The sequence below is a fragment of the Streptomyces sp. TRM49041 genome (genome assembly GCF_008271805.1).
GTDB lineage: Bacteria > Actinomycetota > Actinomycetes > Streptomycetales > Streptomycetaceae > Streptomyces.
Genome location: NZ_VSRY01000142.1, coordinates 1 through 13,527, shown reverse-complemented (window position 1 = coordinate 13,527; position 13,527 = coordinate 1). Strand labels below are relative to the sequence as shown.

The window sequence follows — 13,527 nt, the reverse complement described above, 5'->3', positions numbered from 1 at the left end:
GGGGGTGCCTCTATGTCTTTCGTCAAGGCGCCCCTGTCGGGTTTGGGGTGGTTGGTGCTTGCTGAGGTTATGCGGCGAGTTCGACGTCGTCGGGTGTGCGGGGTTCGTAGAAGGTTCCGTCGCGGAGCATGGCGAACAGGACGCTGATGCGATGGCGGGCGAGGCGCAGAAGTGCCTGGGTGTGGGTCTTGCCACGGGCTCGGCAGCGGTCGTAGTAGGTGCGGGAGGCGGCATCATGCAGAGCGGCGAACGCGGAGAGGAACATCGCGCGTTTGAGCTGCCGGTTTCCGCTTCGGGGTGCGTGTTCGCCGTGGATCGAGGTCCCGGACGACTTGGTCGCCGGCGCGAGGCCGGCGTAGGAGGCCAGGTGGGCGGCGCTCGGGAACGAGCTGCCGTCGCCGACGGTGACCAGGAGGACTGCGGCGGTCCTGACGCCGACGCCGGGCAACGACGTCAGGACCGGGGAAAGAGGGTGAGCCTCCAGCAGTTCGTTGATCTGCGTTTCCAGGGCCCGGCGTTGTTCGTGGACCGCCGCGAGCGAGCGGGCCAGGGAGGGGACCACGATGTCGAGGGTGCCGGTGCCAGGGACGACGACGGTCTGTTCGTCGAGCGCGTCGAATACGTCGTCGATGAGCCGGGCGGCCATGCGCGGGGCCTTCGGGCGGATCAGTTCGACGAGTCTGCGGCGGCCTGCCTTGCGCAGGGCGGCCGGAGAGCCGTGGCGCTCCAGCAGCCAGGTGACGGCCTGGTGGTCGAGGCGGGGCCCGAGAACGCGCTCCAGGCTGGGGTGGAACTGGGTGAGCAGGCCGCGTATCCGGTTGGAGGTGCGGGTGGCCTCGGCTGCGAGGTCCTGGTCGAAGCCCGCGAGCACGGTCAGCTCGGCGGTGATCTCGTCGGTCAGTTCCAGCGAACGCAGGGTGTGGGGCATGGTGCGGGCGGCGTCCGCGATCACCGCGGCGTCCTTCGCGTCGGTCTTGGCCTCGCCCGGGTAGAGGTCAGCGATCCGCCGCATGGCCAGTCCGGGCAGGTAGGCCACCTGGCAGCCCGCGTCACGGGCCACCGCGAGCGGGAGGGCGCCGATCGAGGCGGGCTGGTCCACGACCACGAGGACAGTGCCGAACTTGTCGCGCAGCTTGTCAAAGACGGCCCGCAGTTTCGGTTCGCTGTTCGGCAGCGGCTTGTCGAAGACCTTCTTCCCGGCCGGGGTCAGCCCGTGCCCATGATGCGTGCTCTTGCCGACGTCCAAGCCGAGGAAGACGCCCACGCCGTCAGTGTCGATCACTGTGCCCCCACTCGTTCGTTACGTGCTGGCCTGGGCATCGGGGCCGTTCTCGCGCATCCACGTTATGCAGACCTGCCGCCCGCGGATGGCTGGGCATTGCGCCCGGCCAGGCGGTGGTCGGACCTCTCATCAGCGTCTCCGACGGCACCTCCCGGGCCCGGTGACACCACCCCCCCCGGTCATCCGTGCGACAGGGGGCAAAAGTCATGCCGGGCCCGGAGGCCAGCGGCCCTCTTGCAGGACCGCGAAAAACATAACGGGGCAGGCCGGGGCCCATACCCCGGCCTGCCGGACGTACGCCGCCGGGCGCGGCGGACGCTTGCCGGGCGCGGCGGTCGACTGCCGGGCGGTGTGGCCGTCTGCCGGGTGCGGTGGCCGATTGTCGCGGGTGGGGGCTCAGGTGTCGCGGGAGAGCAGGAGTAGGGCGCGGTCGTCGTTGACGTCCTTGGCGCATGCCTCGATCAGGTGCCAGGCCGCGCCGCGGAAGCCGGAGGACACATAGCGGTCCGCCTCGCCGGTCAGCCGGTCGATGCCCTCGGCGATGTCCCGGTCGGCCGACTCGACCAGGCCGTCGGTGAACAGCATCAGGACGTCGCCGGGGCGCAGGGTGCCCTTGACCGGGTGGAACTCGGCGCCGTCGTAGACACCGAGGAGCGGGCCATCGCCGGTCGTCTCCTCCCAGCGGCCACTGCCCGCGTGCAGTTGGAGGGCGGGGAGGTGACCGGCCGAGAGGAGTTCGTAGTCTCCGGAGTCGAGGTCCAGGACGAGGTGGATGGAGGTGGCGAAGCCCTCCTCCCAGTCCTGGCGGAGCAGGTAGCCGTTGGCGGCCGGGAGGAAGCCGTGCGGCGGGAGCGAGCCGAGGAGGCCCCCGAAGGCGCCGGACAGGAGGAGGGCGCGCGACCCGGCGTCCATGCCCTTGCCGGACACGTCGGTGAGGACGACCTCCAGCGTGCGCCCGCCGTGGGTGCGGGAGGCGACCACGAAGTCGCCCGAGAAGGACTGACCGCCGGCCGGGCGCAGCGCCATCTCGCGGTGCCAGCCCTTGGGCAGCGCCGGCAGCGCGCTCTGGGCGCGGATGCGTTCGCGCAGGTCGAAGAGCATCGTGCCGCCGCGCCGCCACGGCACGCCGACCCGGGCCCGGAACTGGGCGATCAGCAGCCCGAAGAGCCCGCATGCGGCGACCACCAGGACCGTGCCCGGGGTGACGCGGGCGGCGCCCTCGGTGTACGGGCCGAGGACGGCCGACTCGACGATCAGCGCGGCGGCGGCCGCGGCGTACAGCCCGAGCAGGCTCGCCGGTCGCAGCAGGAGGCCACCGGCCACGATGGGCAGGACGAGCGCTTCGGGTGCGCACCAGACGGGGGCGGCGATGGTGGCGAACATGATCGCCGGGATGGTCAGGAAGAGCCCGGCCAGGGCGATCCAGTCGGAGCCGTCGCCGCGGAAGTAGTCGACGGCGGACTTGCGCAGCGCGACGCGGGCCCGGCGGACCGCCTTGCGGTACCGGGCCGAGTACGCGTCCATTCGTCGTGCGCTACGAGCCATTGGCCTGGACCCTATCCACCCGGTCGGGGGCCGCGCAGGGGGACCCCCGTGACATTGCGTTCGAAATCGGGGCGTGAGACGGCCCGACAGGCCGTTATGCACGGCATATGACAACTGAGTTACGGGTTCTCCGCCCGTCGCGGAGCGGCCGCGGGGGACGGTACGCGGTCGATCGTCAGGTCACGGTAGTGCTGAAGCACACAGGGGGCGCCCGGTCGGCGGCGGACGCCACGTCCGGGTGTCCGGCCGGTCCGGGAGGCGTGCGTCACGCGGACTGGCAGACGGGGCACCAGAAGAGGTTGCGGGCGGCGAGACCGGCGGTGCGGATCTCGCCGCCGCAGATGTGGCAGGGGAGTTGGGCCCTGCGGTACACGTACACCTCGCCGCCGTGGTCGTCGACGCGCGGGGGCCGGCCCATCGCCTCGGGGGTGTGCTCGGGGCGGACGGTGTCGATGCGGTTGTTCCGGACGCCCTCGCGCATGAGCGCGACGAGGTCGTGCCAGATCGCCGTCCACTCGGCCGCGGTGAGGTCCCTGCCCGCGCGGTACGGGTCGATGCCGTGCCGGAAGAGGACCTCGGCGCGGTAGACGTTGCCGACGCCCGCGATGACCTTCTGGTCCATCAGGAGGGCGGCGATGGTGGTACGGGAGCGCGAGACGCGGCGCCACGCGCGGACCGCGCCTTCGCCTTCGCCTTCGCCGTCGTCGGCGTCGTCGCGGAGCGGGTCGGGGCCGAGCCGGTCGTGTATCGCCTGCTTCTCGGGGTCGGTGATGAGCGCGCAGGTCGTCGGGCCGCGCAGGTCGACATACGCGTCGGTGCGGGCGATGCGCAGCCGCACGGTGTCCGTGGGCGGCGGCACGGGCGCGGCGCCGAAGTTCACCTTGCCGAACAGGCCGAGGTGGATGTGTACCCACTCGCCCGCGCCGAAGCCGAGGAACAGGTGCTTGCCGTGGGCCTCGGTGGTCTCGAGGACCGTGCCGTCGAGCAGCGCGGCGGCGTCGGAGAACTTGCCCTGCGGGCTGGTCACCCGAACGGACCGGCCGCCGAACCGTTCGCGGTAGTCGGCGGCCAGCCGGTGGATCGTATGCCCCTCGGGCATGGTGTCAGTCCTGCTGCGGGTGGTGGGCCGGGATCGGCGGGAGGTCGCCGGTCGTCTCGTACGCGGCGAGCATGTCGATGCGCCGCGTGTGGCGCTCGTCGCCCGAGTAGGGGGTGTTGAGGAACACCTCGACGAACTTGGTGGCCTCGTCCTGCGTGTGCATACGGGCGCCGACGGCTACGACGTTGGCGTTGTTGTGCTCGCGGCCGAGGGCGGCGGTCTGCTCGCTCCAGGCGAGGGCGGCACGGACGCCCTTCACCTTGTTCGCGGCGATCTGCTCGCCGTTGCCGGAGCCGCCGATGACGATACCGAGGGCATCCGGGTCGGCGGCCGCCTTCTCCGCGGCACGCAGGCAGAACGGCGGGTAGTCGTCCTGGGCGTCGTAGATGTGGGGGCCGCAGTCGACGGGCTCATGGCCATGGGCCTTCAGCCACTCGACGAGGTGGTTCTTGAGTTCGTAGCCGGCATGGTCCGAGCCGAGGTACACGCGCATGGGTCCGAGTGTGGCACGGGACGGGGCGCCGGGTGGGCAGCGGGGTGGTGTTCCGCACCGTACGGGCGAGGACACCCGGCCGGTCAGCCTCGGCGGCCGGCGAGCCTCCAGGCGGCGGGCAGCAGGCCCATCGCGAGGGCGGCCTTGAGCGCGTCACCTATCAGGAAGGGCACCATGCCGACGGCGACGGCCTCGGACAGCGTCATGCCCATGGCGAGGGCCAGGTAGGGCACGCCGACCGCGTAGATGATCAGGGAGCCGAGGGCCATCGTGCCCGCCATGCGGAGCACCGAGCGGTCGGCGCCGCGGCGCGCGAGGGCGCCGACGGCCGTGGCGGCGAGGAGCATGCCGACGATGTAGCCGAAGGTCGGCATCGCGTAACCGGCGGTGCCCTGCGCGAACCACGGGACGCCCGCCATGCCGACCAGCGTGTAGAGGGCGAGGGAGAGGAAGCCGCGGCGGGCGCCGAGCGCGGTGCCGACGAGGAGGGCCGCGAAGGTCTGGCCGGAGACCGGGACCGGCGAGCCGGGTACGAGGACGGCGATCTGGGCGGCGAAGCCGGTGAGGACGGCGCCGCCGGCGACGAGCGCGATGTCCCGGGCGCGGGTGGACGGCAGCAGGTCGGCGAGGACCGCTCCGGTGCGGGCGGGGGCGGCGGCAGTGCTCATCGGGACTCCGGTACTCCGGTACTCCGGCACTCCGCGGTGGTCCGCGGATGTCCGGACGGTGGGACGGTGGGGCAGCCCGACCGTAGCCCAGGAGCGAACGAGCGATCACCGTCAGCCGATGACAAAGAGCCACTCCCGGCCTTGGTGGGCTTCGCACAAACACCGGCCGCGAACCCTCCGCAGACGTGATACGTGTCACTGGGGCAGCTCGGCCGAACCGTCCGTTTTGCACGGAACGACAGTCAGCAGGGAGACTGTGGGGTCTCACCAAAGAGCCCTTGTCCGTACGGGTCGCGATCACTTCCGGACAGTCGACACTTCCGGTTCCGCTTGCGGCCTTCTCGTGTGTGATCCTTCACGATGTGTGAGCACGGTGTCCGTATATCGGAATCGTGTCCCTCGTGGTCGGTGCACCCATCGAGACTTGGGCGATCCCTTCCCCTCCCCCGATACGGAACAGGGCCCTCGCATGCCTCGGACCTCCGCGCCCGCGCCCGCCGAGCCGACCGCCGTCGACACTCCGTCGACGACGGCCGCCGACGCGCCGCTCTCGCACGGACTCAAGCAACGCCATCTGTCGATGATCGCCCTGGGCGGTGTGATCGGCGCCGGCCTCTTCGTCGGCTCGGGCGCCGCCATCGCGGCCGCCGGCCCGTCGATCATCGTCGCGTATTCGATCTCCGGTCTGCTCGTCATGCTGGTGATGCGCATGCTGGGCGAGATGTCGGCGGCGAACCCGGCGTCCGGCTCCTTCTCGGTGCACGCCGAGCGGGCGATCGGCCCGTGGGCCGGTTTCACGGCGGGCTGGGCCTTCTGGTTCCTGCTGTGTGTGGCTGTCGGCCTGGAGGCGATCGGTGCCGCGAAGATCGTGACGGGATGGCTGCCGGGCGTACCCGAGTGGTCGCTGGTGGCCCTGTTCATGCTGGCCTTCTGCGTGACCAACCTGGCGGCGGTGAAGAACTTCGGCGAGTTCGAGTTCTGGTTCGCCGCTCTCAAGATCGCCGCGATCGCGCTGTTCCTGGTCGTCGGCGTGCTGGCCATCCTGGGCATGCTGCCCGGCAAGGAGTCCCCCGGCCTCGCCAACCTGACCGGCCACGGCGGCTTCCTGCCGAACGGCACGGAGGGACTCATCGTCGGCCTGCTGGCCTCCGTCTTCGCGTACGGCGGTCTGGAGACCGTCACCATCGCCGCCGCCGAGTCCGAGCACCCGGTGCAGGGTGTCGCCAAGGCCGTCCGTACGGCGATGTGGCGTATCGCGGTCTTCTACATCGGCTCCATGGCGGTCATCGTCACGCTCATCCCGTGGAACAGCGAGTCGCTCGCCAAGGGCTCCTACGTCGCCACGCTGGAACACCTGGGACTGCCCGCCGCCGGTGAGATCATGAACGTCGTCGTCCTGATCGCACTGCTGTCCGCCATGAACGCCAACATCTACGGCGCGTCCCGTATGGCCTGCTCGCTGGTGGCGCGCGGCCAGGGCCCGAAGGGGCTCGGGAAGATCTCGGGCGGTGTGCCGCGCGTCGCGGTGCTGACGTCGTCCGTGTTCGGCTTCCTGTGCGTGCTGCTGAGCTACTGGCGGCCGGACGACCTGTTCATGTGGCTGCTGAACATGATCGGCGCGATCATCCTGGTCGTCTGGTTCTTCATCGCGGTGTCGCAGCTGGTGCTGCGCCGTCGGCTGGAGCGGGAGGCCCCGGAGAAGCTGGCCGTGCGGATGTGGGCCTACCCGTACCTGACGTGGGCCGCGCTGGCCGGCATCGCGGCCGTGTTCATCCTGATGGCCCGCGACGACGGCACGCGGACGCAGCTGTACTACACGGGCGGTCTCGTCCTGATGCTCGGGCTGACGGGGTACGCCCACCAGCGGGCGAAGGCGGGGAAGGCCGACGCCTGATCCCACACGGCCTTGAGGGGAGGCCCCGGCGCGGTGACGCGCCAGGGCCTCCCCTTTTCTTGCGTCCTAGGTCGAAGGGCTGATCAACTCCACAGCCTCCTGCTGTTAGCCTGCATTTGCATATAGCTCGCAATAAGCAGTCGGAGGCTCGGCCATGGCGATCTACACCCTTCCGGAACTTCCCTACGACTACGCGGCTCTGGCGCCCGTCATCAGCCCGGAGATCATCGAGCTGCACCACGACAAGCACCACGCCGCCTATGTCAAAGGCGCGAACGACACCCTGGAGCAGCTGGAGGAGGCGCGGGACAAGGAGTCGTGGGGCTCCGTCAACGGCCTGCAGAAGAACCTGGCCTTTCACCTCTCCGGCCACATCCTGCACTCCATCTACTGGCACAACATGACCGGTGACGGCGGCGGCGAGCCGCTCGAGAAGGACGGCGTCGGCGCGCTCGCGGACGCGATCGCCGAGTCGTTCGGCTCCTTCGCGCGCTTCAAGGCGCAACTGTCCAAGGCCGCCGCCACGACGCAGGGCTCCGGCTGGGGCGTTCTGGCGTACGAGCCGGTCAGCGGCCGGCTCATCGTCGAGCAGGTCTACGACCACCAGGGCAACGTCGGCCAGGGCTCGGTGCCGATCCTGGTCTTCGACGCCTGGGAACACGCCTTCTACCTCCAGTACCGGAACCAGAAGGTGGACTTCATCGAGGCCATGTGGCAGGTGGTCAACTGGCAGGACGTGGCGAAGCGCTACGCCGAGGCCAAGGACCGTACGCCGCTGATCGCGCCCTGACGACCGCGCCCTGACGGGCCCTCGGTCGCCCTGCTCGTGATCGTCTTCTCACCCTTCACGTGGCAGGCGGAGAAAGGAACGGCCCCCGCGAGGACAGGACTCGCGGGGGCCGTTCTGTTCTGTCGCGCGCCGGGGCGCCGCGGCCTCAGTCGAAGCGAGGCCCCTCCGTGCGCGTGCGCTTGATCTCATAGAAGCCGGGTGTCGCCGCCACCAGCAGCGTGCCGTCCCACAGGCGGCCCGCCGACTCGCCCCGGGGGGCCGGGGTGACGACCGGGCCGAAGAACGCGACCTCCGTGCCGTCCGGGCCGGGCACCGAGATGACGGGCGTGCCGACGTCCTGGCCGACCTTGTTGATGCCCTCCTTGTGGGAGGCACGCAGCTCCGCGTCGTATGTGTCCCGCTCGGCGTACTCCAGCAGCCCGGCCGGCAGGCCCGCCTCCGCCAGGGCGTCGGCCATCGCCTCGCGGGTAGGGCCCCGGCCCTCGTTGTGGAAGCGGGTGCCCATCGCCGTGTACAGCCGGCCCAGCGCCTCGGGGCCGTGCAGCTGCTCGGCCGCGACGGCGATACGGACCGGGGCCCAGGCGGTCGTCTCGAGCATCTCCCGGTACTCCTCCGGGACCTCGTCCAGCTTGTCCTCGTTGAGGACGGCGAGGCTCATCACATGCCAGCGCACATCCACCGGGCGGACCTTCCGGACCTCCAGCATCCAGCGGGACGTCATCCACGCCCACGGGCACAGCGGGTCGAACCAGAAGTCTGCGGTGGTCCTCGTCTCGGGCATGTCTCTCCTCGGGGCGATGGGTGCGATGGTGCGCGCGGCGCACCTCGAACAGGACAACACCAGGGGACGACGAGGGCATTCCCGCTTATCCCGCGATCCGGCCCGTGGGAGGATCGCGGACATACCAACGAGCCACGAAGGAGTGCCCGTGCCCGGTGAGAATCTGTCCCGCGACGAGGCCCGTGAGCGGGCTGCGCTGCTGTCCGTCGACGGGTACGAGGTCGCGCTCGACCTGCGGTCGGCGACCGGGGAGAGCGAGGCGGAGCAGCGTACGTTCCGGTCGGTGACGGCGATCCGGTTCCGCTGCGCCACGCCGGGGGCGAGCACGTTCGCGGATCTCGTCGCGCCCTCCGTGACGGCGGTCACCCTCAACGGGCGGGAGCTCGACCCGGCGGCGGTCTTCGACGGGGCGCGGATCGCGCTGGACGGCCTGGCCGACGAGAACGTCCTGGTCGTGGACGCCCAGTGCGCGTACAGCCGCACCGGCGAGGGACTCCACCGGTTCGTGGACCCGGAGGACGGCGAGGTCTACCTCTACACGCAGTACGAGCCGGCCGACGCCCGCCGTGTCTTCGCCAACTTCGAGCAGCCCGATCTGAAGGCCCCGTACCGCTTCGAGGTGACGGCGCCCGAGGAGTGGACGGTATGGAGCAACGGCGCGGAGGAGACGCGGGAGGGAGGCGTGTGGCGGTTCGCGGAGACGCGGCCCGTCTCCACCTACATCACCTGTGTCGTCGCCGGTCCGTACCACTACGTCACGGACAGCTACCGGCGCGGCGACCTGGAGATCCCGCTGGGCGCGATGTGCCGAAAGGGGCTCGCGAAGTACTTCGACGCGGACGACGTCTTCCTCGTCACCAAGCAGGGCCTGGACTTCTTCCACGACGTCTTCGACTACCCGTACCCCTTCGGGAAGTACGACCAGGCGTTCGTGCCGGAGTACAACCTGGGCGCGATGGAGAACCCGGGGCTGGTCACCTTCCGCGAGGAGTACATCTACCGGGGCAAGGTGACGCGGGCGGCGTACGAGCGCCGGGCGAACGTCATACTGCACGAGATGGCCCACATGTGGTTCGGGGACCTCGTCACCATGAAGTGGTGGGACGACCTGTGGCTGAAGGAGTCGTTCGCGGACTTCATGGGGACGTTCTCGATGGTCGAGGCGACCCGGTTCACGAACGGCTGGGTCACCTTCGCCAACAACCGCAAGGCGTGGGCGTACCGCGCCGACCAGCTGCCCTCCACCCACCCGATCACGGCCGACATCCGTGACCTGGAGGACGCCAAGCTGAACTTCGACGGCATCACGTACGCCAAGGGCGCGGCGGTGCTGAAGCAGCTGGTCGCGTACGCGGGCCGGGAGGCGTTCCTGGAGGCCGCCCGGCGGTACTTCAAGCGGCACGCGTACGGCAACACGACGCTGGGCGACCTGCTGACCGTGCTGGAGGAGACCTCCGGGCGCGACATGAAGGCGTGGTCGAGATCCTGGCTGGAGACGTCGGGGGTCAACGCGCTCACGCCGGTCGTCACCCATGACGACGACGGCCGTGTCTCCGAGCTAGTCGTCGAGCAGGAGGGCGCGGAGGCGCGTCCGCACCGGGCGGCCGTCGGTCTCTACCGGCTGGAGGGCGGCGAGCTCGTACGGTACGCGCGGGCCGAGGTGGACATCACCGGGGCGCGGACGGTCGTCACGGAGCTGTCCGGTGTCGAGCGCCCGGCGCTGGTGCTGGTGAACGACGAGGACCTGACGTACTGCAAGGTCCGGTTCGACGAGGGCTCCCTGGCGACGCTGCGGGCGCACCTCGGGGACATCGCCGACCCTCCGCCGAGCTCTCAGCCTCGTTCGAGCAGCGGGTACCCCCTCGCGCGGGCGCTGTGCTGGTCCGCGCTGTGGAACATGACGCGGGACGCGCTGATGCCCGCGCGGGAGTTCGTGGCGCTGGTGCTGGACTTCGCGGGGCGCGAGTCGGACATCGGGGTGCTGCAGATGCTGCACGCCTGGGCGCGTACCGCGCTCGTCCACTACGTGGCGCCGGACTGGCGCGAGGAGGGCGGCCGGCTGGTCGCCGAGGGCGCGCTGCGGGAGCTGCGGCAGGCCGAGCCGGGCAGTGAGCACCAGCTGACGTGGGCCCGGTTCTTCGCTGCGGTCGCGGCGGTGGACACGGACTTCCGGTTCCTGGAGGGGCTGCTGGCGGGTACGGAGGCCGTGGAGGGGCTTGACGTCGACCAGGAGCTGCGCTGGGCGTTCCTGGAGCCGCTCGCCGCGCACGGGCGGGCCGACGAGGCGGTGATCGCGGCGGAGCTGGCGCGGGACGACACCGCGTCGGGCAAGCGGCACCAGGTGCGGTGTCTGGCGGCGCGTCCGTCCGCGGCGGTCAAGGCGCAGGCGTGGGCGCAGGTCGTGGAGTCGGACAAGCTCTCGAACGCGCTGGTGGAGGCGACGATCGCGGGGTTCGTCCAGCCGTCGCAGCGGGGACTGATCGCGCCGTACGCCGGGAAGTACTTCGAGGCGATCGAGCGGGTGTGGGCGGAGCGGTCGATCCAGATCGGGATGGATGTGGTGCGGGGGCTGTTCCCGGCTCTGCAGGACGGTCCCGGGGCGCTGGAGGCGACCGACGCGTGGCTCGCCGAGCACGCGGGTGGCGCGCCGGCGCTGCGGAGGCTGGTGCTGGAGGCACGGGACGACCTGGCCCGGGCCCTGCGGGCCCAGGAGCGCGACGCGGGCGTCGCCTCGGCCTGAGGGGTCGCGATCAGGCGCAAAGCTTCCATCATCGGCAATCGAACGTCCGTACTTTAGGACGGTGTTGTCCCTGATTGTCGACAGGCTTGTAACAGCCGTTAGGGAGGTGGGCGTCGGCGGGCACCTCCGGAGCATGAAGAACACCCCGCTCTCCCCCCGCCCCCTGTCCCACCCCTCCGACGCACCCCGGCGCGTGCTGACCGCCGCACAGCTGCGGGCGCACGGTGTGCCCGCGGCCGAGGTCAGCGCGCAGAGCCGGGCCGGTGGGCCCTGGCAGCAGCTGCTGCCGGGGGTCTACCTGCTGCACCGGGGGGCGCCGACCAGTGACGAGCGGCTGCGGGCCGCGCTGCTGTACACCGGGCGGCGGCCCGCGCCGGCCGACGCGCCCGGGTTCGGCGACTCGATGATCACGGGGCTGGCGGCGCTCGCGCTGTACCGGTTCACGGCCGCTCCCCCGCTGCCGTCCCTGGACCGTATCGACGTCCTGGTGCCGCGCACCCGGCGGCTGCGGACCGCCGGGTTCGTCCGGATCGTGCGGGCCTCGCACGAGCTTCCCGTGCCGCGGGAGGTCACCTCGCTGCCCGTGGCACCCGTCGCGCGGGCCCTCGCGGACGCCGTGGCGCAGCTGACCGACCCGCACACCGTGCGCCGGCTGCTCACCGAGGCGGTGCGCGAGGGCCACTGCGAGCCGGCCACCGTCGTAAGGGAGTTGAGCCACGCCCGGCTGCTGTCCCGGCCGCACGTCGTGGACGCCGTCGACTCGCTGCTCGCGGAGGGGCGGGCGCTGGCCGAGGAGCGGCTCTACGAGATGGTGCGGGAGCACGAGCTGCCCGACCCGCTGTGGAACGTGGATCTCCGGCTGCCCGGGGGCCCGCACCTGGGCGGTGTGGACGCCTACTGGCCCGGCCACGCCGTCGCGGTGGAGCTGGACACCCGGGCGCCCCGCCAGGACGACGACGCCATGTGGTCGGAGTACACACGCAAGCGCGAGTACCTGGAGCGGCTCGGCGTCACGGTCGTCCACATCACGCCCCGGAAGCTGCGCGACGCCATGGAGCAGCAGGCCATCGTGGTGCGTACGGCCCTGATGGCGGCAGAAGACCGCGCGCCGGCCGCCTATGTGGTCGTCCTGCCCAGGTGACGACGGTCCGTCACCTTCCGCAGAACTCCGCCTCCACCGTCTCCTGGAGGCCGCCCGTCCAGTCCCCGTTGATGTTGGCCGCCATCGTGTGGTCGGCCGTACGCGTCGCCGCGACGACCGATGACGAGCCGTGGATGCCGCCCGTGTGGCCCCACACCTCCTTGCCGCAGCTCAGCTTCTGGCTCACCAGGCCCAGGCCGTAGGCGTAGCCGTTCGGGACGCCGTCCCGGTCGACCGGGACCGTCTTCGTCAGCTCCTTCATCTGCCGCGGCGGCAGCAGCCGTCCGGTGAGCAGCGCCCGCAGGAATCGCTGGAGATCCGCGTTGTCCGAGATCATCTCGCCCGCCGAGCCGGCGACGGACGGGTTGAAGTCGGTGACGTCGTGGATCTCCGTCGACGGGTCGGCCGGGTCGAGGCCGAGGGTCGAGTACGCGCGGCCGCTGGGCCTGGGCATGCGGGCGTCGGTGCCGGGGACGGTCGTGGCGCGCAGCTTCGGCGGCTCGATGACGCGGCGTTCGATCTCCGTGCCGTACGGCCGGCCGGTGACCTTCTCGATGACCATCCCGGCCAGGGTGTAGTTGGTGTTGGAGTAGCTCCAGTCCGCGCCCGGGGCGAAGTCCGGCTCGTGCTTCATGGCGATCGCGACGAGCTGTTCGGGGGTCCAGGTGTCGTAGCGGTGCCGGAGGAAGGCGGGGCCGAAGACCTTGGCCTGGAAGCCGGGGTCGGAGGTGACGTCGTAGATGCCGCTGGTGTGGTTGAGGAGTTGCCGGAGGGTGATCTTCCGGCCGTCGTGGCCGTTGCCCCGGACGACGCCGGGCAGCCACTTCTCCACGCTGTCGTCGAGGTCGAGGCGGCCCTCGGCCTCCAGCTGGAGCACGACCGTCGCGACGAACGTCTTGGTGATGGAGGCGATGCGGTAGCGGTCGTGCGGCAGGCGCTTGCGGCCGGTGGTGCGGTCGGCGACGCCCGCGCGGCCGTTCCAGACGCCGTGGCGGTCCCGGGCCTGGGCGAGCATGCCGGGCGCCCCGGCGCGTACGGCGTTCTCGATGGCCTCCTGGGTGGCCTTGTGACGGCCGCCGCCGGCGCGCTCGCCG

The 13,527-nt window shown here is 71.1% G+C and carries 11 protein-coding genes; 4 read left to right on the top strand and 7 right to left on the bottom strand.

Going from position 1 to position 13,527, the window contains the following annotated elements:
• Nucleotides 1–67: 67 nt before the first annotated feature.
• The 5 genes from FVS66_RS19130 to FVS66_RS19110 form a co-directional block, all read right to left on the bottom strand.
• Nucleotides 68–1,282: an IS110 family transposase gene (locus FVS66_RS19130; protein WP_149180445.1), complete on the bottom strand. Its 1,215-nt coding sequence runs from the start codon at nucleotides 1,280–1,282 to the stop codon at nucleotides 68–70.
• Nucleotides 1,283–1,678: 396 nt separating this feature from the next.
• The gene (locus FVS66_RS19125; protein ID WP_262387082.1) at nucleotides 1,679–2,806 is read right to left on the bottom strand and encodes a PP2C family protein-serine/threonine phosphatase; all 1,128 of its coding nucleotides are present in this window, start codon (nucleotides 2,804–2,806) and stop codon (nucleotides 1,679–1,681) included.
• Nucleotides 2,807–3,092: 286 nt separating this feature from the next.
• Nucleotides 3,093–3,926, bottom strand: coding sequence for a DNA-formamidopyrimidine glycosylase family protein (locus tag FVS66_RS19120; protein ID WP_149182402.1), 834 nt, complete (start codon nucleotides 3,924–3,926; stop codon nucleotides 3,093–3,095).
• Nucleotides 3,927–3,930: 4 nt separating this feature from the next.
• Nucleotides 3,931–4,419: a ribose-5-phosphate isomerase gene (locus FVS66_RS19115; RefSeq protein WP_149182401.1), complete on the bottom strand. Its 489-nt coding sequence runs from the start codon at nucleotides 4,417–4,419 to the stop codon at nucleotides 3,931–3,933.
• Nucleotides 4,420–4,502: 83 nt separating this feature from the next.
• Nucleotides 4,503–5,087 (bottom strand): biotin transporter BioY, encoded by a 585-nt coding sequence (locus FVS66_RS19110; RefSeq protein WP_149182400.1) that lies wholly within the window; start codon nucleotides 5,085–5,087, stop codon nucleotides 4,503–4,505.
• A gap of 469 nt (nucleotides 5,088–5,556) precedes the next feature.
• Here FVS66_RS19110 and FVS66_RS19105 point away from each other — a divergent pair, with 469 nt between their 5' ends.
• Nucleotides 5,557–6,981 (top strand): amino acid permease, encoded by a 1,425-nt coding sequence (locus tag FVS66_RS19105; RefSeq protein ID WP_149182399.1) that lies wholly within the window; start codon nucleotides 5,557–5,559, stop codon nucleotides 6,979–6,981.
• Nucleotides 6,982–7,135: 154 nt separating this feature from the next.
• Complete coding sequence (locus tag FVS66_RS19100) at nucleotides 7,136–7,771, top strand: superoxide dismutase (RefSeq protein WP_149182398.1); 636 nt, start codon at nucleotides 7,136–7,138, stop codon at nucleotides 7,769–7,771.
• A gap of 145 nt (nucleotides 7,772–7,916) precedes the next feature.
• Here FVS66_RS19100 and FVS66_RS19095 read toward each other — a convergent pair whose 3' ends face one another.
• The gene (locus FVS66_RS19095; protein WP_149182397.1) at nucleotides 7,917–8,552 is read right to left on the bottom strand and encodes a DsbA family protein; all 636 of its coding nucleotides are present in this window, start codon (nucleotides 8,550–8,552) and stop codon (nucleotides 7,917–7,919) included.
• 148 nt (nucleotides 8,553–8,700) lie between these two features.
• On the opposite strand from FVS66_RS19095, the gene pepN reads away from it, so the two are divergent.
• Both pepN and FVS66_RS19085 read left to right on the top strand, forming a co-directional pair.
• Complete coding sequence (pepN, locus tag FVS66_RS19090; protein ID WP_149182396.1) at nucleotides 8,701–11,292, top strand: aminopeptidase N; 2,592 nt, start codon at nucleotides 8,701–8,703, stop codon at nucleotides 11,290–11,292.
• Between the two features lie 133 nt (nucleotides 11,293–11,425).
• Nucleotides 11,426–12,433, top strand: coding sequence for a hypothetical protein (locus FVS66_RS19085; RefSeq protein WP_149182395.1), 1,008 nt, complete (start codon nucleotides 11,426–11,428; stop codon nucleotides 12,431–12,433).
• A 10-nt stretch (nucleotides 12,434–12,443) separates the two neighbouring features.
• Here FVS66_RS19085 and FVS66_RS19080 read toward each other — a convergent pair.
• A partial coding sequence (locus FVS66_RS19080; RefSeq protein ID WP_149182394.1) for a serine hydrolase domain-containing protein occupies nucleotides 12,444–13,527 on the bottom strand: 1,084 nt, incomplete at its 5' end.

Excerpts from the sequence above, each read along its gene's own strand:
- FVS66_RS19125 (WP_262387082.1), bottom strand. The coding sequence starts at position 2,806 with ATGGACGCGTACTCGGCCCGGTACCGCAAGGCGGTCCGCCGGGCCCGC.
- FVS66_RS19120 (WP_149182402.1), bottom strand. The coding sequence starts at position 3,926 with ATGCCCGAGGGGCATACGATCCACCGGCTGGCCGCCGACTACCGCGAA.
- FVS66_RS19115 (WP_149182401.1), bottom strand. The coding sequence starts at position 4,419 with ATGCGCGTGTACCTCGGCTCGGACCATGCCGGCTACGAACTCAAGAAC.
- FVS66_RS19110 (WP_149182400.1), bottom strand. The coding sequence starts at position 5,087 with ATGAGCACTGCCGCCGCCCCCGCCCGCACCGGAGCGGTCCTCGCCGAC.
- FVS66_RS19105 (WP_149182399.1), top strand. The coding sequence starts at position 5,557 with ATGCCTCGGACCTCCGCGCCCGCGCCCGCCGAGCCGACCGCCGTCGAC.
- FVS66_RS19100 (WP_149182398.1), top strand. The coding sequence starts at position 7,136 with ATGGCGATCTACACCCTTCCGGAACTTCCCTACGACTACGCGGCTCTG.
- FVS66_RS19095 (WP_149182397.1), bottom strand. The coding sequence starts at position 8,552 with ATGCCCGAGACGAGGACCACCGCAGACTTCTGGTTCGACCCGCTGTGC.
- FVS66_RS19085 (WP_149182395.1), top strand. The coding sequence starts at position 11,426 with ATGAAGAACACCCCGCTCTCCCCCCGCCCCCTGTCCCACCCCTCCGAC.